Annotated in this window: 23 protein-coding genes; 16 read left to right on the top strand and 7 right to left on the bottom strand. The window is 69.5% G+C overall.

Going from position 1 to position 23,432, the window contains the following annotated elements:
* Position 1: 1 nt before the first annotated feature.
* A complete protein-coding gene (locus tag GPA03_RS04350; RefSeq protein ID WP_156250732.1) occupies positions 2-424 on the bottom strand; it encodes a hotdog fold thioesterase in 423 nt (140 codons plus the stop codon).
* Here GPA03_RS04350 and polA point away from each other — a divergent pair.
* Complete coding sequence (gene polA / locus GPA03_RS04345) at positions 423-3,113, top strand: DNA polymerase I (RefSeq protein WP_156250731.1); 2,691 nt, start codon at positions 423-425, stop codon at positions 3,111-3,113. The two genes, GPA03_RS04350 and polA, sit on opposite strands and share 2 nt — an antisense overlap.
* 12 nt (positions 3,114-3,125) lie before the next feature.
* Here polA and GPA03_RS04340 read toward each other — a convergent pair whose 3' ends face one another.
* Positions 3,126-3,947 carry a class I SAM-dependent methyltransferase gene (locus tag GPA03_RS04340; protein ID WP_241681084.1) on the bottom strand — a complete coding sequence of 274 codons (822 nt, stop codon included), beginning with the start codon at positions 3,945-3,947 and terminating at the stop codon, positions 3,126-3,128.
* Between the two features lie 78 nt (positions 3,948-4,025).
* Here GPA03_RS04340 and GPA03_RS04335 point away from each other — a divergent pair, with 78 nt between their 5' ends.
* The 6 genes from GPA03_RS04335 (at position 4,026) to coaE (ending at position 10,273) form a co-directional block, all read left to right on the top strand.
* The gene (locus tag GPA03_RS04335; RefSeq protein ID WP_338325718.1) at positions 4,026-4,817 is read left to right on the top strand and encodes an alpha/beta fold hydrolase; all 792 of its coding nucleotides are present in this window, start codon (positions 4,026-4,028) and stop codon (positions 4,815-4,817) included.
* Complete coding sequence (locus GPA03_RS04330) at positions 4,814-5,101, top strand: hypothetical protein (RefSeq protein ID WP_156250730.1); 288 nt, start codon at positions 4,814-4,816, stop codon at positions 5,099-5,101. Before GPA03_RS04335 ends, GPA03_RS04330 begins: the two co-directional genes overlap by 4 nt.
* A gap of 218 nt (positions 5,102-5,319) precedes the next feature.
* Positions 5,320-6,795 (top strand): 30S ribosomal protein S1, encoded by a 1,476-nt coding sequence (gene rpsA, locus GPA03_RS04325; protein WP_156250729.1) that lies wholly within the window; start codon positions 5,320-5,322, stop codon positions 6,793-6,795.
* 93 nt (positions 6,796-6,888) lie between these two features.
* Positions 6,889-7,497 carry a pyroglutamyl-peptidase I gene (locus GPA03_RS04320; RefSeq protein ID WP_156250728.1) on the top strand — a complete coding sequence of 203 codons (609 nt, stop codon included), beginning with the start codon at positions 6,889-6,891 and terminating at the stop codon, positions 7,495-7,497.
* 121 nt (positions 7,498-7,618) lie between these two features.
* Positions 7,619-9,289: a phosphoenolpyruvate--protein phosphotransferase gene (ptsP, locus tag GPA03_RS04315; RefSeq protein ID WP_194239492.1), complete on the top strand. Its 1,671-nt coding sequence runs from the start codon at positions 7,619-7,621 to the stop codon at positions 9,287-9,289.
* 39 nt (positions 9,290-9,328) lie between these two features.
* On the top strand, positions 9,329-10,273 hold the full coding sequence (gene coaE / locus GPA03_RS04310; protein WP_156250726.1) for a dephospho-CoA kinase: 945 nt from the start codon (positions 9,329-9,331) through the stop codon (positions 10,271-10,273).
* On the opposite strand, the gene GPA03_RS04305 is transcribed toward coaE, so the two are convergent.
* Genes GPA03_RS04305 through GPA03_RS04295 form a run of 3 tightly spaced genes read right to left on the bottom strand, consistent with a single transcriptional unit; the run spans position 10,248 to position 11,776 of the window.
* A complete protein-coding gene (locus tag GPA03_RS04305; protein ID WP_156250725.1) occupies positions 10,248-10,673 on the bottom strand; it encodes an OsmC family peroxiredoxin in 426 nt (141 codons plus the stop codon). The two genes, coaE and GPA03_RS04305, sit on opposite strands and share 26 nt — an antisense overlap.
* A 60-nt stretch (positions 10,674-10,733) precedes the next feature.
* A complete protein-coding gene (locus tag GPA03_RS04300) occupies positions 10,734-11,405 on the bottom strand; it encodes an alpha/beta hydrolase (RefSeq protein ID WP_162458251.1) in 672 nt (223 codons plus the stop codon).
* Complete coding sequence (locus GPA03_RS04295; RefSeq protein WP_156250723.1) at positions 11,402-11,776, bottom strand: nuclear transport factor 2 family protein; 375 nt, start codon at positions 11,774-11,776, stop codon at positions 11,402-11,404. The genes GPA03_RS04300 and GPA03_RS04295 overlap by 4 nt, the downstream gene beginning before the upstream one ends.
* 107 nt (positions 11,777-11,883) lie before the next feature.
* Between GPA03_RS04295 and uvrB the strand changes: the two genes are divergently transcribed.
* Positions 11,884-13,980, top strand: coding sequence for an excinuclease ABC subunit UvrB (gene uvrB, locus GPA03_RS04290; protein ID WP_156250722.1), 2,097 nt, complete (start codon positions 11,884-11,886; stop codon positions 13,978-13,980).
* Here uvrB and GPA03_RS04285 read toward each other — a convergent pair.
* The gene (locus tag GPA03_RS04285) at positions 13,966-14,958 is read right to left on the bottom strand and encodes an N-acetylglucosamine kinase (protein WP_162458250.1); all 993 of its coding nucleotides are present in this window, start codon (positions 14,956-14,958) and stop codon (positions 13,966-13,968) included. The two genes, uvrB and GPA03_RS04285, sit on opposite strands and share 15 nt — an antisense overlap.
* A 90-nt stretch (positions 14,959-15,048) precedes the next feature.
* Here GPA03_RS04285 and GPA03_RS04280 point away from each other — a divergent pair, with 90 nt between their 5' ends.
* The 8 genes from GPA03_RS04280 to GPA03_RS04245 all read left to right on the top strand — a co-directional run bounded on the left by GPA03_RS04280 (position 15,049) and on the right by GPA03_RS04245 (position 22,678).
* Positions 15,049-15,963 (top strand): MurR/RpiR family transcriptional regulator, encoded by a 915-nt coding sequence (locus GPA03_RS04280; RefSeq protein WP_241681083.1) that lies wholly within the window; start codon positions 15,049-15,051, stop codon positions 15,961-15,963.
* Complete coding sequence (locus tag GPA03_RS04275; RefSeq protein ID WP_156250720.1) at positions 15,960-16,724, top strand: sugar isomerase domain-containing protein; 765 nt, start codon at positions 15,960-15,962, stop codon at positions 16,722-16,724. The genes GPA03_RS04280 and GPA03_RS04275 overlap by 4 nt, the downstream gene beginning before the upstream one ends.
* 63 nt (positions 16,725-16,787) lie before the next feature.
* On the top strand, positions 16,788-18,209 hold the full coding sequence (gene ngcE / locus GPA03_RS04270) for an N-acetylglucosamine/diacetylchitobiose ABC transporter substrate-binding protein (RefSeq protein ID WP_156250719.1): 1,422 nt from the start codon (positions 16,788-16,790) through the stop codon (positions 18,207-18,209).
* The gene (locus tag GPA03_RS04265; protein WP_156250718.1) at positions 18,206-19,183 is read left to right on the top strand and encodes a carbohydrate ABC transporter permease; all 978 of its coding nucleotides are present in this window, start codon (positions 18,206-18,208) and stop codon (positions 19,181-19,183) included. Before ngcE ends, GPA03_RS04265 begins: the two co-directional genes overlap by 4 nt.
* A complete protein-coding gene (locus GPA03_RS04260) occupies positions 19,183-20,091 on the top strand; it encodes a carbohydrate ABC transporter permease (RefSeq protein ID WP_156250717.1) in 909 nt (302 codons plus the stop codon). The genes GPA03_RS04265 and GPA03_RS04260 overlap by 1 nt, the downstream gene beginning before the upstream one ends.
* A gap of 159 nt (positions 20,092-20,250) precedes the next feature.
* Positions 20,251-21,051, top strand: coding sequence for an isocitrate lyase/PEP mutase family protein (locus tag GPA03_RS04255; protein ID WP_156250716.1), 801 nt, complete (start codon positions 20,251-20,253; stop codon positions 21,049-21,051).
* Between the two features lie 4 nt (positions 21,052-21,055).
* A complete protein-coding gene (locus GPA03_RS04250; RefSeq protein WP_241681082.1) occupies positions 21,056-21,424 on the top strand; it encodes a TraR/DksA family transcriptional regulator in 369 nt (122 codons plus the stop codon).
* 171 nt (positions 21,425-21,595) lie between these two features.
* A complete protein-coding gene (locus GPA03_RS04245; protein WP_156250715.1) occupies positions 21,596-22,678 on the top strand; it encodes a TerC family protein in 1,083 nt (360 codons plus the stop codon).
* Positions 22,679-22,699: 21 nt separating this feature from the next.
* Here the strand turns inward: GPA03_RS04245 and GPA03_RS04240 are convergent, their stop codons facing one another.
* Complete coding sequence (locus GPA03_RS04240) at positions 22,700-23,359, bottom strand: MBL fold metallo-hydrolase (RefSeq protein WP_156250714.1); 660 nt, start codon at positions 23,357-23,359, stop codon at positions 22,700-22,702.
* Positions 23,360-23,432: the final 73 nt, after the last annotated feature.

Raw genomic sequence — 23,432 nt, 5'->3', positions numbered from 1 at the left:
ATCAGGTTCGGGAGTCGATCAGCATGCAGGTCAGCCGCGCGGTGCACACGCGCCGGTCCCGTTCGTCGGTGATGACGATCTCGTAGGTGGCCAGCGAGCGTCCGAGGTGCACCGGCGTGGCGACACCCGACACGAGGCCCTCGCGCATCGCCCGGTGGTGCGTGGCGTTGAGCTCGACCCCGACGGCGGCGCGGCCCGGGCCTGCGTGGAGAGTCGCCGCGATCGATCCGAGGCTCTCGGCGAGAACAGCGGAAGCCCCGCCGTGGAGCAAGCCGGCGGGCTGTGTGTTCCCCGCCACGGGCATCGTGCCCGCGGTGCGTTCCGCGCTCGCCTCGGCGATCGCGATCCCCATGCGCTCCAGCAGCGTGCCGCGCAGGTCGAACTGCCCGAGGCCCGGGTCGGTGGTCGCTTCGATGTCGGACATGGCACCTAGGCTGGCACCTGTGACGGCATCGGCGCGACCCAAGCTCCTCATCATCGACGGCCACTCGATGGCCTACCGGGCGTTCTTCGCTCTCCCGGTCGAGAACTTCTCGACGACGACGGGGCAGCACACGAACGCCGTCTACGGCTTCACCTCGATGCTGATCAACCTGTTGCGCGACGTCGAGCCCACGCACGTGGTGGTGGCCTTCGACGTCAGCGGCGCCACCTTCCGTACCGACGCCTACGCCGAGTACAAGGCGAACCGCAGCACCAGCCCCGAGGAGTTCCGCGGCCAGATCCCGCTGATCGAGCAGGTGCTGGAGGCGCTCTCGATCCCGCGGCTCGGCATCGAGGGCTACGAGGCAGATGACGTCCTCGCCACCCTCGCGCTGCAGGGCGGGGACGCGGACATGGACGTCTTCATCTGCTCCGGCGACCGCGACACGTTCCAGCTGATCAACGACCGGGTCCAGGTGCTCTACCCGCGCAAGGGTGTGTCCGATCTCGCCCGTATGGACGCCGCTGCGGTCGAGGAGCGCTACGGGGTGCCGCCGAGCAGCTACAGCGATCTCGCAGCGCTGGTGGGGGAGTCGAGCGACAACCTGCCCGGGGTTCCCAAGGTCGGCCCCAAGACGGCGGCGAAGTGGATCCTCGCCCACGGCGGGCTCGACGGCATCATCGCGAATGCGCCCGCGATCGGTGGCGTCGCGGGTGAGAACCTGCGCGCCAACCTCGATCAGGTGATCGTCAACCGTCAGATCAACCGCTTGCACACCGATGTGGTGCTGCCGCTCGCGCTGTCCGATCTCGAGCGCAAGCCCTACTCGCGCGAGCAGGTGCACCAGGTGTTCGACGCGCTCGAGTTCCGTATCCTGCGCGACCGGCTGTTCGCGATGACTCCGACCGATGCCGAGACGGTCGATGCCTTGCCCTTCGAGGTCGACGTGACCCGCACGGGCGTCGGGCAGTGGCTGGGCGCGCGAGCTGGTCGGCTGCTCGGCGTGGATGTGCGTGGCAGCATCGCCCACGGCAGCGGCGATGCCTGGGGGATCGCGCTCGCCGATGACGCCGGCGCAGCACTCACGCTGGACCTCACCGACATCTCTCCCGAGGACGAGGCCGCGCTGGCCGACTGGCTCGCCGACCCGGCGCAGCCCAAGGCGCTGCACGATGCCAAGAGCGCGTGGCACTCCCTCGACGGGCGCGGGCTGCCGCTCCAGGGCGTCGCGTTCGACACGGCGGTGGCGGAGTACCTGTGTCACCCCGATCAGCGTCTCTTCGCGCTCGATGATCTTGCGGTCCGGCGGCTCCACAAGGAGATCGGTGGCGGCGGTGCCGATGCCGGCGGGCAGCAGGTGCTCAGCCTCGACGGGCCCGAGGAGGATGAGCTGAGCGCCATGCGGGCTGCCGCCGTGCGCGAGCTCGCCGATGTGATCGGAGCGGACCTGCAGGGCCGCGGCGGCGCCGCGCTGCTCGCCGAGGTCGAGCTGCCGGTGGTGGAGGTGCTCGCCCGCATGGAGAAGGCGGGGATCGCGGCGGATGTCGACTACCTGCGCGAGCTCGAGAAGCACTTCACCGCTGCTGTCGACGGGGCCGCAGGGGAGGCGTACGACGTCATCGGTCGCGAGGTGAACCTGTCGTCTCCCAAGCAGCTGCAGGAGATCCTCTTCGACCAGCTGAACATGCCGAAGACCCGCAAGACGAAGACCGGGTACACGACAGACGCGGATGCGCTCGCCGAGCTGTACGCCAAGACCGAGCACCCGTTCCTGGCGCACCTGCTCGCTCATCGTGACGCGATCCGGTTGCGGCAGACGGTCGAAGGGCTGCTGCGCACGGTCGCGCCCGATGGGCGGATCCACACGACCTACAGCCAGACGATCGCGGCCACCGGGCGGCTGTCATCGTCGGAGCCCAACCTGCAGAACATCCCGATCCGCACCGAGGAGGGCAACCGCATCAGGGCGGCGTTCGTCGTGGGCGAGGGCTACGAGAACCTGATGACAGCCGACTACAGCCAGATCGAGATGCGGATCATGGCCCACCTCTCGGGTGACGAGGGGCTGATCGAGGCGTTCCGTACCGGTGAGGACCTGCACAGCTTCGTGGGATCACGGGTGTTCGGCGTCGAGCCCGAGGAGGTCACGGCCGCGCAGCGCTCGAAGATCAAGGCGATGAGCTACGGGCTGGCCTACGGGCTGAGCGCGTTCGGTCTCTCGAACCAGCTGAAGATCTCCACCGGTGAGGCCAAGGCGCTGATGGAGGAGTACTTCGAGCGGTTCGGCGCGGTCCGCTCGTACCTCGACGACATCGTCGCCGAAGCGCGCGGCAACGGGTACACGGAGACGATCCTCGGCCGCCGTCGGTACCTGCCGGACCTGGTCAGCGACAACCGGCAGCGCCGCGAGATGGCCGAGCGGATGGCGCTCAACGCGCCGATCCAGGGCAGCGCCGCCGACATCATCAAGGTCGCGATGATCAACGTCGACCGGGAGCTGCGCGCGCAAGGCATGGCCACACGGCTGCTGCTCCAGGTCCACGACGAGCTCTTGCTCGAGGTCGCGCCGGGCGAGGCCGCGGCGGCCGAGATGGTGCTGCGCGAGCAGATGGGTGCGGCCACGGCGCTGTCGGTCCCGCTGGACGTCTCGGTCGGCGTGGGCACGTCCTGGCAGGACGCCGGCCACTGAGCCGAGGGTTGGTCAGCCCAGCACCGCCGACACGATCAGGGTGCCGGGCAGCAGTCGGCCGCGCTCCGGACCCCAGCCGCCCCAGACGCCGTCATGGCCCTCGGGCCACGCCGGCTCGACCAGGTCCCGGACGATGAACCCGGCGCCGACGAGCTCCCGCACGTGGTCGCCGACGGTGCGGTGGAACTCGGCGTAGGTGGGTGCGCCGGCCTCGTCCGCCTCGACGTACGGGGTACGGTCGAAGTAGGAGCGCACCGCGGTGAGCCCGGCCGTCGTCGGGTCGTCCGGGAACGCCCACCGCAGCGGGTGGGTCACCGAGAACACCCAGCGCCCGCCCGGGCGGAGCACGCGGGCGACCTCACCGTGGACGGCGTCGGCATCCGGGACGAACGGGATCGCACCGAACGCCGTGAACGCGACGTCGAAGGAGCCGCCGGGAAACGGCAGCGCGCGTGCGTCCGCGACCGTCATCGGGACCGACACCCCGGTCCGGGCGTCCAGCTCGGCAGCAGCCGCGACCATGCCCTCGGCCACGTCGGTGGCGACCGCGTCCACGCCCTGGGAGCGGAGCCAGCGCGAGCACTGCGCCGCGCCGGCGCCGATCTCGAGCACACGTTCGCCGCGCAGCGTCTCGAGCGGGCCGAGAAGGTGCGCCTCCGACTCCCGCAGTCCCTCGGGGCACCAGCAGAAGTCCACGTCGCCCAGGAACTCGCCGTGCTCAGCCAGGTACTCGGGCGCCTCCGCGCTCCACCACAGCGCGGTCGCCCGAGCCGCGGCCTCGCCGTCGACGACCTCGTAGCCGGCGCGGGCGAGCTGAGGATGGTCAGCGCTCACAGCACCCGAGCATTCCACGAACGCGTGGCGGATGTCGCTCCACTCCACCAGAAGCGCGCGGGTCGGTAGCGTAGGGGCGTGCTGCACACCCTCTCCATCGGTGATGAGGTCGACGGCGTCCCGACCGTCGTCTTCCTGCACGGGCTGTTCGGTCAGGGCCGCAACTTCATGACGATCGCCAAGGGGCTGCAGCCAGATCTGCGGAGCCTGTTGGTCGACCTGCCGAACCATGGCCGCTCCACCTGGACCGAGACCGTCGACCTCGTCGCGATGGCGGACGCCGTCGCCGAGGCCGTCCGCGCCGAGGGGACCGGGGCCGTTCACCTGGTCGGGCACTCGCTGGGCGGCAAGGTCGCCATGTTGGTCGCGCTGCGGCACCGGGATCTGGTGGACCGGCTCGTCGTCGTCGACATCGCGCCGGGTCCCAGCCGCGACGTGTCGGAGTTCGAGCAGCTCCTCGGATCGCTCGCGACGCTCGACCTCGAGGCACTCGTGGATCGCGCCGACGCCGACGCGCAGCTGCAGGATCTGATCCCGAACCCGACCGTGCGCGGGTTCCTGCTGCAGAACCTGCACCGCACCGACGAGGGCTGGCGGTGGCGTGCGAACCTGACCCTGCTCCGCCGCTCGCTGGACGTCGTCGGAGGCTTCCCCCGGCCGAGCGGTGCGACCTTCGACAGACCCGTCATGTGGGTCGTGGGGGAGCGATCCGACTACACGAGCCAAGACGACACCGCAGCCATGCGCGCCCTGTTCCCGCGAGCCGTGAGGGTCAGCGTCAAAGGGGCCGGTCACTGGGTGCACTCCGAGCAGCCCGAGGCATTCCTGGCGACGCTGCGCTCGTTCCTGGCTGCTAGCGTCTCGCCGTGACCGAGACACCCCACGTCCCCGCCGACCAGCCTCAGCCCACCGTTGCACCTGCCGCTGCCGCTCAGGAGAGCGGTCGGGACCGGCTGGTCCGAGGTCTGAAGACGATCGGGATCGGCCTGCTGCTGGCCGTCGCCGGGATCGGGGTCATGGTGTACATGGGCAGCCAGGGGCTGACGGGCAACGCCGCGTTCGGAGCGATCGCTCTGTTCCTGATCGGCGCGTTCTTCCTGATCAAGGGCGCCGTGCTGGCGATCTGGGGTGCGGTCGCGCGCTCTCGCGCGTAGCGCACGGTCTGGTGGACGCGCCGCCCGCGGTTCGCCACCGCGGTCCCGAATGCTAAGATTTTCTGTTGGTGCGTCATGTGCGCCCGTGCGTCGTCCCCACGTGACCGTGGGTGCGGTTGAGCGACGGGGGCGCGGAGCACCTCGGCCCCGCCCGGCAGCCGTCGGTGCGAGCCAGTCAGCGTGTCCCAACTATCCCTGTCCGCAACGGAGTTCATCTCTTGACTATCACCGCCCCTTCGAGCACCGCCGCACCGCAGGTCGCCGTCAACGACATCGGCTCGGAAGAAGACTTCCTCGCAGCCGTCGACGCGACCATCAAGTACTTCAACGACGGTGACATCGTCGAAGGCACCATCGTCAAGGTCGACCGTGACGAGGTCCTCCTCGACATCGGCTACAAGACCGAAGGCGTCATCCTCTCCCGCGAGCTCTCCATCAAGCACGATGTCGACCCCACCGAGGTCGTCGCGGTCGGCGAGCACGTCGAGGCCCTCGTTCTCCAGAAGGAGGACAAGGAGGGTCGGCTGCTGCTGTCCAAGAAGCGCGCCCAGTACGAGCGCGCCTGGGGCACGATCGAGAAGATCAAGGAAGAGGACGGTGTCGTCACCGGCACCGTCATCGAGGTCGTCAAGGGCGGCCTGATCCTCGACATCGGCCTGCGCGGCTTCCTGCCCGCGTCGCTGGTCGAGATGCGCCGCGTCCGCGACCTGCAGCCCTACATCGGGCAGCAGATCGAGGCCAAGATCATCGAGCTCGACAAGAACCGCAACAACGTCGTTCTCTCGCGCCGTGCGTGGCTCGAGCAGACCCAGTCCGAGGTCCGCTCCACCTTCCTGCAGACCCTCGCCAAGGGCCAGGTCCGCAGCGGTGTCGTGTCCTCGATCGTCAACTTCGGTGCGTTCGTGGACCTCGGCGGCGTCGACGGCCTCGTGCACGTCTCCGAGCTGTCCTGGAAGCACATCGACCACCCGAACGAGGTTGTCGAGGTCGGCCAGGAGGTCACGGTCGAGGTTCTCGATGTCGACTTCGACCGCGAGCGCGTCTCGCTGTCGCTGAAGGCGACGCAGGAGGACCCGTGGCAGGCCTTCGCCCGCACCCACGCCATCGGGCAGGTCGTGCCGGGCAAGGTCACCAAGCTCGTCCCGTTCGGTGCGTTCGTGCGCGTCGAGGACGGCATCGAGGGTCTCGTGCACATCTCCGAGCTGGCCCAGCGCCACGTCGAGGTGCCCGAGCAGGTCGCGAAGGTCGACGACGAGGTGTTCGTCAAGGTCATCGACATCGACCTGGAGCGCCGTCGGATCTCGCTGTCCCTCAAGCAGGCCAACGAGGGTGTCGACCCCACCAGCGACGACTTCGACCCGTCGCTGTACGGCATGGCGGCGGAGTACGACGAGGCCGGCAACTACAAGTACCCCGAGGGCTTCGACCCGGAGACCAACGAGTGGCTCGAGGGCTTCGACACCCAGCGCGAGGCCTGGGAGGCGCAGTACGCCACCGCCCACGCTCGCTGGGAGGCGCACAAGAAGCAGGTCGCCGAGGCCACCGAGGCCGACAACGAGGCTTCCACGAGCACGAGCTCGAGCAGCTCCACCGCGGAGTCCGCGACCTACAGCTCGACCGCGCCGGAGACGGCCGGCACGCTCGCCTCGGACGAGGCGCTCGCCGCGCTTCGCGAGAAGCTGACCGGCAACTGAGCCTGAGAGCCTTGCGGCTCTGACTGCTCGACGGCGGCCCGCCATCCTGTGGAGGATGGCGGGCCTTCGTCATGCTCGCCCTAGGATCGCCTGATGCCCCGCTCCGTCCTGCTGACCGCGTTCGAGCCGTTCGCGGGCGCCACGCACAACCCGTCGATCGCGGTGACCGAGCGCGTGGCCATGGAGTGGGAGCGCCCGGAACAGCTGCACCGGGAGGTGCTCCCCGTCGCCTACGACAGGGCGGGACTGCGGCTGCTCGAGCTGCTCCAGGAGGTCGAGCCCGCGGTGGTCGTCAGCGTCGGCCTGGCCGCCCGGCGTGACCGCCCCAGCCTGGAACGGCTCGCCGTGAACATCCGCGAGGCCGAGATCCCCGACAACGACGGCGCGCGGCCGTTCGACGCACCCGTGATCGCCGGCGGCCCGCTGGCGCTGTCGACGACCCTGCCGGTGCGCGCGTCAGCGGCCAGGCTGACGGACGAGGGACACGACGTCGAGCTGTCGATGACGGCCGGGACGTTCGTGTGCAACGCGGTGTTCTACCGGGCTGCGACGTGGGCGAACCTGCGCCCCGGCCGGCGTGCCGGCTTCGTGCACGTACCGCTCGACCGGCTCGAGGACAGCGTGGCCGCCGTCCGCACCGTGATCGAGGATGCGCTCGACCGCGAGGCCGATCTCGCCGTGGCGACCGGGAGCAGCGACTGAGCGAGACCGGGAGCGTCGATGTGCGGGGTATCACAGGCCCCAGGCGCCGGAAGCGGCCGTTCGGTCCGGCCCTGCTCCATAGATTGGGTCGATCGTTCGGAGGGCGGAAGGGCAGCTGCACATGACGAGCACGACACTTCACGGAACCCCGGTGGTACCCGGCATCGGGTACGGACCGGCGGTTCGGCCGGCGCCGCGCCCCACGGTCTCCGCGATCGCCGCGGAGGTCCCCGAGGGTGGCCGTGACGGCGAGCGCGAGCGATTCCGCGGCGCTGTGGCTGCCGTGGCGTCGGGCCTGGAGGAGCGTGCTGCGCGTGCGAGCGGACAGGCGGCCGAGGTACTCACCACCACCGCCGTGATGGCCAACGACCCGAGCCTGGCAGCCGCCGTCGAGAAGGCGATCGGTTCCGGCACCCCCGCCGTGCAGGCGGTCGTCGCGGCGACCGAGCAGTTCACCACGATGTTCGCCGCCGCCGGTGGCCTCATGGCCGAGCGCGTCACCGACCTCGAGGACATCCGCGACCGTGTCGTAGCCGAGCTGCTCGGTCTCCCCGAGCCCGGTGTTCCCGCCCCCGAGGTTCCCTCGGTGCTGCTCGCGGACGACCTCGCGCCCGCCGACGCGGCACTGCTCGATCCCCAGCTCGTGGTCGCCCTCGCGACGCGTCTCGGTGGCCCCACCAGCCACACCGCGATCATCGCCCGGCAGCTCGGCATCCCGAGCGTCGTGGCTGTCTCGGGGATCGAGGAGATCCCGGCGGGAACCCTTGTCCTGGTCGACGGCGAGACCGGCACGGTCGTCGCCGAGCCTGACGAGGCCGAGGCGCAGCAGCAGGTCAGTGCCGCCGGCGACCGAGCGCGCGAGGCGGCCACCTGGCGGGGGACCGGGCACACCTCCGACGGTCACGAGGTCGAGCTCCTCGCCAACGTCGCCGACGGCGCGGCCGCTCGCGAGGCTGCGAACGGTGTCGCGCAGGGCATCGGGTTGTTCCGTACCGAGCTCTGCTTCCTGTCGGCGTCCGCGGAGCCCAGTGTCGAGCAGCAGACCGCGATCTACCGCGGCGTCATGGAGGCGTTCCCCGACTCCAAGATCGTGGTGCGCACGCTCGATGCCGGCTCCGACAAGCCGATCGTGTACGCGGGCCTTCCCGACGAGGCGAACCCGGCACTCGGCATCCGCGGACTGCGCATCGCGCTCGACGACCCGGGCATCCTCGACCGGCAGCTCGACGCGATCGCTGCCGCTGCGCAGTCCCGCGACAGCGTCTGGGTGATGGCTCCGATGGTCGCGACTCTCGCCGAGGCCGAGTTCTTCGCCGAGCGGGTCCGCAGCCGCGGCATGGTGCCGGGCATCATGATCGAGGTCCCCGCCGCCGCGCTGCTGGCCGAGTCGCTGCTCGCCGTCGTCGACTTCGTCTCGATCGGGACCAACGACCTCACCCAGTACACGATGGCCGCGGACCGGCTCTCGCCCTCGTTGGCCGCGCTGAGCGACCCGTGGCAGCCGGCCGTGCTCCAGCTCGTGGGCATCACCGCGCAGGCGGGAGAGCGCGCGGGGAAGCCAGTGGGTGTGTGCGGCGAGGCCGCCGCGGACCCCACCCTGGCTGCCGTGCTCGTGGGGCTCGGCGTGACGTCGTTGTCGGCAGCAGCGGCGGCGCTGCCAGCCGTGGGAGCGCGCCTGAGCGGCGTCAGCCTGGCGGCATGCCAGGAGGCGGCCCGCGCGGCGCTGGCCACCACAGATCCGGGGGCTGCTCGCGAGGCGGCACGGGCGGTTCTCGACGCTGTCGAGCAGTGAGAGGCAGGGCGCCGGGCTGCGAGCGCCTAGAGTGACGCCATGCTGCACGTCGGTCTGACGGGCGGGATCGCCTCCGGGAAGTCGACCGTTGCCGCAATCCTCTCCGAGCTGGGTGGGGTGCTCATCGACGCGGACCGGATCGCTCGGGACGTCGTCGAGCAGGGCACCCCGGGTCTCGACGCCGTCAAGAACGCGTTCGGGCGCGGCGTGCTGCGCCCCGACGGGTCCTTGGACCGGCAGCGACTGGCGCAGCGGGTCTTCTCCGACACCGATGCGCTGAGGACCCTCAACGGGATCGTGCACCCGCTCGTGCGGGAGGAGACGCGGGCACGGATCTCGCAGCTCCCGGAGGATGTCGTCGTCATCAACGACGTGCCGCTGATCGTCGAGAACGGCATGGCGGCGCAGTACCACCTGGTGGTCGTCGTCGGCGCCTCGGTCTCGGTCAGGATCGAGCGTGCGGTGCTCCGGGGGCTGTCTCGGGAGCAGGCAACAGCGCGGATCGCTGCGCAGGCCGACGACGAGGCCAGGCGCCGCGCGGCCGACGTGTGGCTCGACAACGAGGGGACCGAGGATCAGCTCCGCTCGGTCGTCGAGCTGATGTGGCGGGCCCGCATCGTGCCGTTCGCCGAGAATCTCGCGGCAGGGCACTGGGCGGAGCCGGGGGAGCGGACCGGGGCGTCGACCGGTCGGGACAGCGCGGTCGAGCGCCTGATCAGCAGGATCGAGCGTTCCGGGGAGGGCGTGCTGAGCCGGGTCCGGGAGAAGCGGCGCGGCGCCGAGCCTCGCCTGGACGTGATCGAGCTACGGGCGCGAGCCGCCGATCCGGACCTGGAGGCCGACGCGCTGCTGCCGGCCGGTTTCGTGCAGGTGCGCCCCACCGTCTTCGCGAACGCGGACCCGGGGCGTCCCGCCGTGCTCAAGATCAAGCCCAGCGGGGACGACCCGGGGACCGAGATCAGGCGAGCGACGCGCTCAGCGTGATCGGCACGGCTGCCAGGGCTGCCGAGACCGGGCAGCCGGTCTTCGTCTCCTCGGCGATCCGCTGGAAGTCCGCGTCATCGAGATCGGGCACGGTCGCCGTCGTCGTGAGCGAGATCCCGGTGATGCCGGTCCCGGCGACGAAGCTGACCTCGGCGGTCGTGGTGACCGAGGTGGACGGCGTGCCGTTCTCGGCGAGACCGTGCGAGAGCGCCATCGAGAAGCAGGAGGCGTGAGCCGCGGCCAGCAGCTCCTCGGGGTTGGTGGTGCCGGCGCCGGGCTCCGTGCGGGCCTTCCACGAGACCTCGTAGGTGCCGATGCCCGAGGTCTCGAGCGCGGTGGAACCGTTCCCCGAGGTCAGATCACCGTTCCAGGTCGTCGTTGCCTTCGACACAGCAGCCATGGGTAACTCCCTCTCATCGACATTCGGGTCCCTCCATCCTGCCCCACCCGAGGCCGGGAGTCACTCGCCGAGGAGATCCGTGAGATACCTTCCGACGGCGGTGGCTTCCGCGCCGCTGATGCCGTGCCCGATCCCGGCGTACCGATGCTCCTGGACGTCGGCGTGCGCACCCAGGAAGTCGCGCAGCCGATCGGTCGCCGGGGTGGTGACCACCGGGTCTGCCGGGTCGTATCCCCAGAAGACCGGCGGCCGGATCTGCGACATCGCCTCGTCGCCGGCCACCAGCCCCGGTGCCACGAAGCCCGAGAGGGCGACGGCGCCCGCGAAGAGCTCGGGAGCGTGCCGGAGCAGCTGCACAGCCATCGCCGCGCCCTGGGAGAAACCGAGCAGTGCGACCGCCTGGTGGGTGCGCGCCCGTGCGTGTGTCTTCTCGAGCCAGCTCAGCACGCCACGGGTCGAGGCGTCGACGTAGGCGGCGTCGGCCGAGATCCCCTCCGCCAGCAGCGGTGGGAACCACGCGTAGCCGGGCATGCCGGAGATCGGGAGCGGCGCACGGATGCTCGCGTACACCAGGGGCGCAGGGAGTGCCGGGACCAGTCCGGCCAGGTCGCGCTCGTCCGCGCCGAGGCCGTGCAGGAGAACCACGAGGGGGCGGGTGGCGATCGCGTGGTCGATCTCGGCGGCGGGGACCGACCACCAGGTGGCCTGCTCGTCGACGGGCAGCTCGGTCACTGCCGGCCCGGGACCACGGTCTGCTGGTAGAGAGCGAGCCGCCACTGCCCACCGGTGCGGGTGTAGACGCTGGACATCAGCGCGTGGAACTCGGGCTCGTCGCCGCGACGGGCGCGACCGGAGTAGACCAGGATCGCGCAGTCGTCGCCGGGCTCGATCAGGCGCTCGTCGGTGATCTCGTACCGGTCCCAGGCCGGTGCGTCGTCGAGCGACGCGATCACCGCCGCCCGGTCCATGGCGAACCCATGGGCGAGCACCATCACGGCGTCCTCGGTCATCAGCTGTCCGTAGAAGTCGGCGCCGGTGCCCCGGCACAAGGACTCCCAGCCCCGGTGCTCGAGCTCCAGCAGCTCGTCGATCACCGATGACATCGTTCCTGCCTCCGTCCTGGTTCGGTCCCACTGCGTGCTGCTCGTCCACGTTATCGCTGTGAGCGAGCAGACGCCGAGATGTCGGTGGCTGGACGTAGCGTTGTCCCATGCGTCCCGTCACCGATCTCCAGCGCACCGTCGCCCCGTTCGAGGTCGTCTCGGAGTACACGCCCTCCGGGGACCAGCCCACCGCGATCGCCGAGCTCACCGAACGGTTGCGCGCCGGCGAGAAGGACATCGTGCTGCTCGGCGCCACCGGTACCGGGAAGTCGGCCACCACGGCCTGGATGATCGAGCAGGTGCAGCGGCCCACGCTGGTGATGGCGCCGAACAAGACCCTGGCGGCGCAGCTCGCCACCGAGTTCCGCGAGCTGCTGCCGAACAACGCTGTCGAGTACTTCGTCTCGTACTACGACTACTACCAGCCCGAGGCCTACGTCCCCTCCACGGACACCTACATCGAGAAGGACTCCTCGATCAACGACGAGGTCGAACGGCTGCGGCACTCGGCCACGAACTCGTTGCTCACGCGGCGTGACGTGATCGTGGTGGCCTCGGTCTCGTGCATCTACGGGCTCGGCACGCCCCAGGAGTACGTCGACCGCATGGTGCGGCTGCACGTGGGGCAGGAGGTGGATCGCGACCAGCTGCTGCGCCGGTTCGTGCAGATGCAGTACGTGCGCAACGACATGTCGTTCACGCGCGGCACGTTCCGCGTCCGTGGCGACACGATCGAGATCATCCCGGTCTACGAGGAGCTCGCGATCCGGATCGAGATGTTCGGGGATGAGATCACCTCGATCGCCACGCTGCACCCGCTCACGGGCGATGTGATCCGGGCCGAGGAGGAGATGTTCTTGTTCCCGGCCACCCACTACGTGGCGGGGCCGGAGCGGATGGAGCGCGCGATCGCCGGCATCGAGGCCGAGCTCGCGGATCGGCTGGAGACCTTCGAGAAGCAGGGCAAGCTGCTCGAGGCGCAGCGCCTGCGCATGCGCACCACCTACGACATCGAGATGATGCGGCAGATCGGCAGCTGCTCAGGCATCGAGAACTACTCGATGCACATCGATGGTCGTGAGCCCGGCAGCGCGCCCCACACCCTGCTCGACTACTTCCCCGAGGACTTCCTGCTCGTCATCGACGAGTCGCACGTGACCGTGCCTCAGATCGGGGCGATGTTCGAGGGCGATTTCTCGCGCAAGCGGATGCTGGTCGACCACGGGTTCCGGCTGCCGTCCGCTGTCGACAACCGCCCGCTCAAGTGGGAGGAGTTCCTCGACCGCATCGGTCAGACCGTGTACCTCTCGGCGACCCCGGGCGACTACGAGATGTCCGTGTCCGACGGCGTGGTCGAGCAGATCATCCGCCCGACGGGCCTCGTCGACCCGGAGGTGGTGGTCAAGCCCACCAAGGGGCAGATCGACGACCTGCTGCACGAGATCCGGGAGCGCACCGACCGCGACGAGCGCGTGCTCGTGACCACCCTCACCAAGAAGATGGCAGAAGACCTCACCGACTACTTCCTGGAGCGGGATGTCCGGGTGCGGTACCTGCACTCCGAGGTCGACACCCTGCGCCGGGTCGAGCTGCTCCGCGAGCTGCGCAGCGGCGTCTACGACGTGCTGGTCGGCATCAACCTGCTGCGTGAGGGTCTGGACCTGCCCGAGGTGTCGCTGGTCGCGATCCTCGATGCCGACAAGGAGGGGTTCCTCCGCTCGTCGCGGTCGCTGATCCAGACCATCGGCCGTGCCGCCCGTAACGTCTCGGGCCAGGTGCACATGTACGCGGACACGATCACGCCGTCGATGAAGGCGGCGCTCGAGGAGACGAGCCGCCGCCGCGAGACGCAGGTCGAGTACAACCGGGAGCACGGCATCGACCCGACGCCGCTGCGCAAGAAGATCGGTGACATCACCGACATGCTCGCGCGCGAGGATGTCGATACCGCTGAGCTGCTCGCCGGCGGTTACCGACAGCAGGGCAAGGGCCGCAAGGCGCCGGTGCCTGCCAAGGGCGCCGCCTCGGAGCGCAGCACGCGTGCCGGCGCTCCGGCAGCGGACCTCGCCGACCTGATCCAGGAGCTATCGGGCCAGATGCACGCGGCCGCGGAGGAGCTGCAGTTCGAGGTCGCGGCCCGGCTGCGTGACGAGATCCGCGACCTCAAGCGCGAGCTCCGGGAGATGACCTCAGCCACGGCGTGAGGCAGTCGTCTCCGCAAGCCGCGTGAAGATCTCGGCGTCGACAAGGATGCCCGCGCGCCGCAGGGCGATCACGCCGGCACCGACCAGACCGTCATCGACGCGGTGGACCGGGCCGGTGACGCCCCTCGCCCGTACCGTGCCGACCACCGCCTCACGCACACGCGGCTGCGTCGCCACACCACCGCCGACCACCAGGGGACCGGTCAGCTCGGGCACCGCGACGTCGAGGACGAGCTCGGCCAGCGCTGCCTCCGCCTCGGCCACGATCTCTGTCGAGACGGCGTCTGCTGTGTCGGCGAAGGCCAGCGGGGCAAGTGATGCGAGCCGCAGGGGTGAGGCTCCGTACACCGCGGTGACAAGGTGGCCGAGGGAGGCGGTCCGGCCGTTGCGGTCGATCTCCGCGGTCTCCGTCACCCCCAGGGCGAGGAGAACGGCGGGGGTGAGACTGGTCGCCGGGCCACGACCGTCCAGGTGCGCCGCCACCGCGCGAGCGATCTGGTGACCGATCCAAAACCCTGAGCCCTTGTCGCCGAGCAGCCACCCCAGGCCGTCCGCGGTGAGGTCGACCTCGCCCCCGCGCACCCGGACCGCCGTCGAGCCGGTTCCGGCGACCAGGCCGTAGCCGTCGGGCTCGTGCGTTCCGGAGGCGAACATGGCCAACAGGTCCGGCTCGATGCGCGACGGTGCGCGGACCCCCAGGTCGTCGAGCGTCGGGCGGAGCCACGGCGCGTCCGGTCCTCCGATGGAGCCACCGGCCATCGCGAGCGTGACGGCGGTGATCGCGGCCGGCTGGACCTCGGGGGCGAACGACAGCGCACCCGCCACGGCGGTCCCGATCGCAGCGGCGGCGGGCTCGACGCCGTCGGAGACGGGGTTCCCGCGGCCACCGCGGCCGATGCCCAGACAGGTGCCATCGCCGGTCAGAAGCATCGCCCGGGTGGACGTCCCGCCGGCGTCGATGCCAAGAAGATGCAGCATTGTGATCTTTCTGTGTCCTAGATGCTCGACAACGAGCATCGTATGAGAATATATTTCATCCAACCCCCAATGACGTGAGAGGGATTTTCAGTGATCGCTGGCTCGACCGAGATCGGCACCGCCCTGCAGGTGTCGCAACAGGTCGAGTCTGCCCTGCCGCAGATGAGCGAGGCGATGCGCAAGATCGGGCGTGTCTTGCTGTCCGACCCGACCGCGCCGCTGCGGATGTCGATCACCGAGCTTGCCCACCGCGCCGGCACCTCACCGGCCACGGTCACCCGCTTCTGCAGGATGCTGGGGTTCGACGGCTACATCCAGTTCCGTGTCGCGGTCGCGACCGACGTCGGTCGCACACCGACGCGTGTCGAGATCGGCACGGCCTTCCAGCCCAGTGACGAGCCTCGCGACGTGCTGCGCACGCTGCTCAGCGGCCACGTCAGCTCCCTGCAGTCCACCGCAGGCGGCATCGATCTCGAGGCCAGCGGCCGTATCGCGCACGCGATCGCCCACTGCGGCCAGGTGGACCTGTACGGCACCGGTGGCAGTGCCGTCGTCGCCCAGGAGATGGAGCACCGGTTCTTCCGCATCGGCGTGAACACGCACGCCTGGGCAGATGTCCACACCGGGCTGGCGAGTGCCTCGATGCTCGGGTCCTCCGACGTCGCCGTCGGCATCTCGAACAGCGGCGAGACGGTCGAGACGATCGAGATGCTCAGCCGCGCCCGCGACTGCGGTGCGCTGACGGTGGCCATCACCAGCAGGCGCCACACCCCGCTCGAGGCGGTCGCCGACGAGTGCCTGCTCGCCGCCGTCCCGAACCAGTACCAGCACCCCGCGGACCTGTCCACGAAGCACGCGCAGCTGCTCGTCCTCGACTTCATTTACATCCTCGTCATGCAAGAGGACTACGCAGGGGCAGTGGCGAAGCTGGATGTGTCCGCGGCGGCTGTCGCCGCTCACCGAGCAGTCCCCAACGGCAAGCACCCTCAGGAGGCCATCGCATGAACCAGTCCAGCCCGAACGCACACGCCGTCTTCGCCGAGGAGGTGAGCGGTCGCCTCAGCCAGCTGGCCGAGGTGGCGAGATCCGGGGGCCTCGACGAGGCGATCGACCTGCTCGTGGCGTCGATCCGCGCCGGCGGTGTCATCCAGGCGTTCGGTACCGGGCACTCCGAGGCCTTCGCGATGGAGATCGCCGGTCGCGCCGGCGGTTTGATCCCCGCGCATCGGATCGCGCTGCGGAACGTGGTGCTGCGCGGCACCCGGGTGGTCGACGACCTCATGGGCGCCGGGCTCGAGCGCGACGGTTCCGTGGTGCCCGAGCTGCTGGACCTCACCAACCTCGACCCCGCCGACGTGTTCATCATCGCGAGCAACTCCGGGGTCAACTCCTCGATCGTCGGCATGGCGCTGGCGGCCAAGGAGCGGGGTCACCGGCTGATCGCCGTGACCAGCCTGGCCCACACGAACGCAGTCGATCCCAAGCACCCCAGCGGGAAGCGACTGTCCGAGGTCGCCGATGTCGTCATCGACAACCTCGCACCTTACGGGGACGCCACCCTCACCGTCGGTGACGGTGTGGGCGTCGGTGCGGTGTCGTCCATCACGGCGGCCTACATCGCGCAGGCGCTCACCATCGGCGTCGTCACCAAGCTCATCGACGACGGCGAGGTGCCGCCCGTGTACATCTCGGCGAACGTGCCCGGCGGGGACGAGCACAACGACGCCCTCACGGCCCGATACGAGGGCCGCATCCAGTCCATCTAGTCGAACAACCTCGGCGGCTGCAATGACCGCACCGCCGGTTCCATCTGAAAGGAAGCACCCACCATGTCGGACTCCAAGTCCTCCTTCACCCGCCGGAACGTGCTGCGTGGCGCGCTCTTCACGGCGGCCGCAGTGCCCTTCGGCCTCGCCTCCTGCGCCACCGGCGGCGGCGGCGGTGACGACGACGAGACCACCGATGGCGGCGACGAGAGCAGCGCTCCTGCCGACGCCAGCAACCCCTTCGGCATCGAAGAGGGCTCGAACGTCGAGACGGTGATCTTCAACGGCGGCTACGGCGTCGACTACGTCGAGTTCGCGACCGCGATCTTCAACGAGATGTGGGGCGGCGAGGCCACGGTCGAGCCCACCACCGAGATCACGGCCGCGCTGCAGCCCCGCTTCGTCGCCGGCGACCCGCCGGACCTGATCGACAACTCCGGTGCGCAGTCGATGGGCTTCGGCGCGATCCTCGAGCAGATCGAGGACCTCACCGACGTCGTGGACGCTCCCAACCTCGAGGGCACCACGATCCGCGACACCCTCATCGCACCCAACGTCCTCGACTCGGGCGTCTACGACGGCAAGCTCGCGGCGATCAACTACGTGCTCACCGTGTACGGCGTCTGGTACTCGAAGAGCCTGTTCGACGCCAACGGCTGGACTGCCCCGACGACCTGGGCCGAGGCCCTCGAGCTCGGCGCCGCGGCGCAGGAGCAGGGCAAGTTCCTGTTCGCGTGGGGCAAGGAGGCGGCGACGTACTACCAGACCCTGGCCATCGACTCCGCGATCAAGCAGGGTGGCGACGAGGTCCGCCTCGCCCTCGAGAACCTCGAGGAGGGCTGCTGGTCGAAGGATGCGGTGCAGGCCGTGTTCACCGCGATGAAGGAGATCGTGGACGCCGGCTACGTCAAGCCCGGCGGGTCCGGCACGTTCTTCACCGACGCCCAGGCGCAGTGGTCTCTCGACCAGGACGCGCTGCTGTACCCCTCGGGCTCATGGATCGAGAACGAGATGAAGGACAACACCGCGGACGACTTCCAGATGATGGGCGTCCCGTCCTTCGTCGTCGACGACTCCTCGGCGCTGCCGGCGGCCGCGCTGCACTCCGAGGCGGGTGAGCCGTTCATCGTCCCCAGCGATGCGGCGAACGTCGCAGGCGGCAAGGAGATCCTGCGGATCATGCTCTCGAACGAGGCGGCCACCAACTTCGCCAAGACGAAGCTGGCACCGACGGTCATCAAGGACACGGTTCCCGCTGATGGCTTCGGTTCGACCGCGCTGGTCTCCCAGGTCGACATGCTGGGTGCAGCCGGATCGGACACCTTCACCCACAAGTTCGTGGGTCTGTACGGGCTCAACCAGGCTCAGCTGGTCGTCTGGAACGCGTTCCTCGACGGCTCCAAGAGCGTCGAGGAGCTCACCAGCGACCTCCAGGCCATCACCGATGAGGCTCGCAACACCCAGGAAGTCATCCCGGTCTCGTGACCACTCCCGTCACCGGCGCCGGCGCGCCCAGGTCCCGTTCCGGGACCCGGGCGCGCCGCAAGGCGCGTTGGTCATTCGACAACATCAGCTTCTTCCTGGTGTTTCTCGGGCTGCCGCTGGCGCTGTTCTTGTTGCTGGTGATCTGGCCCTTCATCCAGGCGGTGTTCTACTCGTTCACCGACTGGGGCGGGTTCTCGCAGGAGTTCGAGATCATCGGCTTCGCGAACTACGAGCGGCTGGTGAACGACGCCACCTTCAAGACGGCGCTCGGGAACAACATCAAGCTCGCCATCGTGGTGCCGTTCGCGGTCATCGTGATCGCGATGATCTTCGCCACGCTCGTCACGGTCGGCGGACGGGGGATCGGGCAGACGGTCGGCGTGAAGAACTCCGGCTTCTACCGCGTGGTCTCGTTCTTCCCGTACGTGATCCCCGCCGTGGTCGCCGGCGTGATCTTCACCAAGGTGTTCGACCCCTCGAACGGTCTGCTCAACGGGCTGCTGCCCGCAGGGCTGCGCCAGAACTGGCTCGGACAGGTCAGCACGGCGCTGCCGGCGTCCATGTTCGTCATCATCTGGGGCGCCGTCGGCTTCTACATGCTGCTGTTCATCGCGGCGATCAAGGCGATCCCTGCGGAGACGTTCGAGGCCGCGCGCCTCGACGGCGCCGGGCGCTTGCGCACCATGTGGTCGGTGACGATCCCGAGCATCCGCGAGAACATCCAGACCGCGTGGATCTACCTCGGCATCGCGGCGCTGGACGCCTTCGTGTTCATGCACATCCTGAACAACTCGGGCGGACCCGACAACTCGACGCTCGTGATGCCGCAGTACCTGTTCCGGCTGGCGTTCGCCCAGAGCCAGTTCGGGTACGCGAGCGCCGTCGGTGTCGCGATGGCCGTCGTCACGCTGGTCTTCGCCGGCCTCGTGTTCGCCATCAACCGCCTGACCGGCGGATCGACGAGGAGCAACTGATGTCGTCTGGGTCGTACACACAGAACCGTCTCAAGCCGGTGCCTGAGCGGTCTCGACGGTCGTCCGGACCGGGCTCCCGCGGGGACACCGCCGTCGCGGCGACCTCCCACGTGGTGCTGGGCCTCTGGTCGATCGTCGTGATCCTGCCGCTGCTGTGGGTCTTCCTGTCGGCGTTCAAGTCCAACCGCGAGATCATCTCCGGTTCCCCGCTCGCCCTGCCCAGCAGCTGGTCGTTCGACAACTTCGTGCTGGCCTGGGTCGACGAGCGGCTTGGCCAGGCCATGTTCAACACGGTCGTGGTGGTCGGCTGCGCGCTGGTGCTGGTGATGATGCTCGGTGCGATGTGCGCCTACGTGCTCGCACGCTTCGAGTTCTTCGGCCGACGCGCGATCTACTACCTGATGCTCGCGGGGCTCACGTTCCCGGTGTTCCTCGCGATCGTGCCGCTGTTCTTCGTGCTGCAGAGCATGGGTGTGCTGAACACGCTTCCCGGCCTTGTCATCACCTACGTCGCGTTCGCCCTGCCGTTCACGGTCTTCTTCCTGTACGCGTTCTTCCAGGGGCTGCCCAGCGAGATCTCCGAGGCGGCGGCGATCGACGGTGCCGGCAAGTGGCGCACCTTCTTCCAGGTGATGCTGCCGATGGCGACGAGCGGCATGGCCTCGGTCGCGATCTTCAACTTCCTGGGCCTGTGGAACCAGTACCTGCTCCCGGTGGCGCTGAACACCAAGCGCGACAACTGGGTGCTGTCGCAGGCGGTGGCGTCGTTCGTGTCCGGGGCCGGCTACCAGTCGCAGTACGGGCTGCTGTTCGCCGGCGTGGTCATCACGATCGTGCCGGTGCTGATCGGCTACGTGTTCTTCCAGCGCCAGCTCCAGGGTTCGGTCACGCAGGGCACCAACAAGTAGCTCGACCGCGTGCGACGGCGCCGCGCACCTCACCAGGGTGAGCGGCGCCGTCGTCATGGGCGAGCGGGGAGCAGCGCGGGGCCAAGGATGGTCGGCGAAGAGTCGCTGACGAGCGCGAGGGCGGCCCACGGCGTCGGTGCCCCGGACTAGCCTGGCGGCATGACAGCCACCCCGAGCCAGCCAGCCATCTCACCCGCCGACCGCGCCCGCGCCCTGCGCGAGCTGCATGCGGCGCCCGAGATCCTGCGCGTGGTCAACGTCTGGGACGTCGTCTCGGCGAAGGCGATCCTCGAGCTTCCGCAGACGAGGGCGCTCGCCACGGCGGGCCACTCGATCGCAGCGAGCTTCGGCTATCCGGATGGCACCATCCCGCTCGAGATCACGCTCGACATGGTGGGCCGGATCGTCGAGGCGGCGGGTTCCGTCCCGGTAACGGCGGACCTCGACGACGGGTACGACGACCCGGGCGAGACCACGCGCCGTGCGCTCGGCGTCGGCATCGTCGGTGCCAATATCGAGGACCGGCTGCTGCCTGTCGCCGATGCCGCCGCGCGCGTCGAGGCGGTCGTGGCAGCGGCGGAGGCGGAGGGCGTGCCGTTCGCGCTCAACGCCCGCACCGACGCGTTCGTCCGCGGCGGCGGTCGACCTGTCGCCGAGTCCGTCGCCGACGCGATCGAGCGGGGCCGCGCCTATCTCGCGGCCGGTGCGGACATCGTCTTCGTCCCGGGCGTTCTCGACGCCGACGTGACCCGCAGGCTCGTCGAGGGGATCGGAGAGCGCAAGGTCAGCGTGATCGGGCTTCCCGGTGCGCTGACCGCCGCCGAGTACGAGGCGCTCGGGATCGCCCGGATCTCCTACGGTCCCACCACCCAGCGTGTCGCGCTCACCGCGCTGCAGGATGTCGCGATCAGCCTCTACGCCGACGGCGTCATCCCGCCTTCGACACGCGCGCTCAACTGAGGTCGTGCTCGCGGCGGAGATGGAGAAGGAGCTGCGTGCCGCGCTGCTGGCCCGGCGCGCCGACTCCGAGCGCCGGCTGGCGGCCCTGACCGGTCACTTCCAGGACATCGTCGACGCCACGGCACACTCCAACGTGGACGACGAGCACGACCCCGAGGGCGCGACGATCGCCTTCGAGCGGTCCCAGGTCGACGCCCTCGCCCGTGATGTGCGCCACGATCTCGAGGACATCGACGCCGCGCTCGCACGCCTGGACCACGGAAGCTACGGCGCCTGCGAGGTGTGCGGGCAACAGATCGCCGTCGAGAGGCTGCGGGTCAGACCCGCAGCGCGTACCTGCGTCGGCTGTGCTGCCGGCCGGTCGCGTGCCTGATACCCGCATCTCCGGTTAGGATCTCTACCGTTGGAGGGGAGTACCCCACAAGCGGTGGTGTCGTCATCACGGACCTGACCCAGCTCAGGCTCGGTGCCATCGGCCACGGACCGACGTCCGCGGTGGGGGAGACCTCCGGTGACTCTGCCCACGACACCGGAGGTTGTATCCGTGGATGTCCCTTTGTGGCTGTGGTTCGTCACAGTCGGTCTGATCGTCGTCATGCTCACGGTCGACTTCGTCGGACACGTCCGAACCCCGCACGCGCCGAGCCTCAAGGAAGCGGGCATCTGGTCGGCTGTCTACGTGGGGATCGCCGTCGCCTTCGGCGTCCTCATCTGGTTCCTGTGGGACCACACCCACGGTGTGTCGTACTTCTCGGGCTACCTGCTGGAGAAGTCGCTGAGCCTCGACAACCTGTTCGTCTTCGTGCTGATCCTCGGGAGCTTCCGGGTCCCGCGCGCGTACCAGCAGAAGGTGCTCCTGATCGGCATCACCATCGCGCTGCTGATGCGCACGGTGTTCATCGTCCTCGGCGTCGCGATCGTCGAGAACTTCTCCTGGGTGTTCTGGATCTTCGGAGCGTTCCTCCTCTACACCGCGATCACGCAGCTGCGCCAGGACGAGAACGAGGACGACGAGGTCAAGGAGAACGTCGCGCTGCGGCTCGTGCGCCGGCTGTTCCCGACGACCGAGGGCTACCACGGCGACAAGATGGTCGTCCGCGAGAAGGGCCGCCTGCTCGTGACCCCCATGCTCGTGGTGATGATCGCGATCGGCAGCGCGGACCTGTTGTTCGCCGTCGACTCGATCCCCGCGATCTTCGGCGTCACGGAACAGCTCAGCGGCCCCTCGCAGGTGTACATCATCTTCGCGGCCAACGCGTTCTCGCTGCTCGGCCTGCGCCAGCTCTTCTTCCTCGTCGACGGCCTGCTCGACAAGCTCGTCTACCTCAACTACGGCCTCGCCGCGATCCTCACGTTCATCGGGATCAAGCTGATCATCCACGCGATGCACACCAACGAGCTGTCGTGGCTCAACGGCGGCGAGCACATCACCGTGATCCCGGAGATCGATCCGCTCGTCTCGCTCGGCGTCATCATCGTGGTGCTCGCCATCACCACAGTCATGTCGCTCACGATCGGTGCCCGCCGGGCCGAAGAGGCAGAGGCGGCCAAGGTCCCGACCGATGATTCCCGGCCTGCTGAGTCGCCGGCCGACGCGGCCGACTCCCCGTACATCGACCCCCGCTGAACCCTCGGGTGGGAGGCCGCTCTACCAGCCCCGCGCGCGCCAGGTAGCGAGGAAGCCGCGCTCGCTGCCGAGCGTGGTGCTGTCCCCGTGGCCGGGGTGCACGACGGCGTCGTCGGGGTAGACGCCGAAGAGGCGCGTCTCGACGTCGTCGATGAGCGAGGCGAAGTCCTCGGGAGAGCCGGTCTTGCCGACCCCGCCGGGGAACAGCGAGTCGCCCGTCAGCAGCAGGGTGGCGGCCTCGGTGCGGGCGGCGAGGGCGACCGAGCCGGGCGTGTGGCCCTGGAGCGCGATGACGTCGAAGCGGTGGGCGCCGAGCGTGATCGTGTCGCCGTGGGCGAGCCGGCGGTCCACCGGGCTCGGCAGTGCATCCGCGTCCTCTGCGCCCGCCAGCACCTCGGCGCCCGTCGCCGCGACGACGGCCGGCAGGGCGCGGTGATGGTCCCGGTGTCGGTGGGTGGTCAGCACGGCGGTGAGCCTGCCGTCGCCGTGCCTGCGCACGAGCTCGAGGATCGCCGGGGCGTCATCGGCGGCGTCGACGAGCAGCTGGGCGCCGGTCGCCGGGTCGGTGAGCAGGTAGGCGTTGTTGTCCTCGTCGGACACGCTGACCTTGTGGACCTCGAGGCTGGCGTCCCCGACGGCGATCGCGGCGCCGTGCGGGTCGACGTGCGCGAGTCCGGCCATGGGCGTCAGCGTAGCGACGAGCACGTGCGGGCCACGCTGTGCGCGAGAACACAGCCCGACACGCCGTCGAACG

Origin of the sequence: Pseudactinotalea terrae, from assembly GCF_009733845.1 — a bacterium.
Lineage (GTDB): Bacteria > Actinomycetota > Actinomycetes > Actinomycetales > Beutenbergiaceae > Pseudactinotalea > Pseudactinotalea terrae.
The sequence above is the reverse complement of the archived record's forward strand: the minus strand, read 5'-3'. Positions and strand labels throughout refer to the sequence as shown.

Bases quoted from the DNA above. Each gene is read 5' to 3' on its own strand.
- polA (WP_156250731.1), top strand. From the start codon at position 423: ATGGCACCTAGGCTGGCACCTGTGACGGCATCGGCGCGACCCAAGCTC.
- GPA03_RS04350 (WP_156250732.1), bottom strand. From the start codon at position 424: ATGTCCGACATCGAAGCGACCACCGACCCGGGCCTCGGGCAGTTCGAC.
- GPA03_RS04320 (WP_156250728.1), top strand. From the start codon at position 6,889: ATGCCCCGCTCCGTCCTGCTGACCGCGTTCGAGCCGTTCGCGGGCGCC.
- ptsP (WP_194239492.1), top strand. From the start codon at position 7,619: ATGACGAGCACGACACTTCACGGAACCCCGGTGGTACCCGGCATCGGG.
- coaE (WP_156250726.1), top strand. From the start codon at position 9,329: ATGCTGCACGTCGGTCTGACGGGCGGGATCGCCTCCGGGAAGTCGACC.
- GPA03_RS04305 (WP_156250725.1), bottom strand. From the start codon at position 10,673: ATGGCTGCTGTGTCGAAGGCAACGACGACCTGGAACGGTGATCTGACC.
- GPA03_RS04295 (WP_156250723.1), bottom strand. From the start codon at position 11,776: ATGTCATCGGTGATCGACGAGCTGCTGGAGCTCGAGCACCGGGGCTGG.
- uvrB (WP_156250722.1), top strand. From the start codon at position 11,884: ATGCGTCCCGTCACCGATCTCCAGCGCACCGTCGCCCCGTTCGAGGTC.
- GPA03_RS04285 (WP_162458250.1), bottom strand. From the start codon at position 14,958: ATGCTGCATCTTCTTGGCATCGACGCCGGCGGGACGTCCACCCGGGCG.
- GPA03_RS04275 (WP_156250720.1), top strand. From the start codon at position 15,960: ATGAACCAGTCCAGCCCGAACGCACACGCCGTCTTCGCCGAGGAGGTG.
- ngcE (WP_156250719.1), top strand. From the start codon at position 16,788: ATGTCGGACTCCAAGTCCTCCTTCACCCGCCGGAACGTGCTGCGTGGC.
- GPA03_RS04260 (WP_156250717.1), top strand. From the start codon at position 19,183: ATGTCGTCTGGGTCGTACACACAGAACCGTCTCAAGCCGGTGCCTGAG.
- GPA03_RS04255 (WP_156250716.1), top strand. From the start codon at position 20,251: ATGACAGCCACCCCGAGCCAGCCAGCCATCTCACCCGCCGACCGCGCC.
- GPA03_RS04240 (WP_156250714.1), bottom strand. From the start codon at position 23,359: ATGGCCGGACTCGCGCACGTCGACCCGCACGGCGCCGCGATCGCCGTC.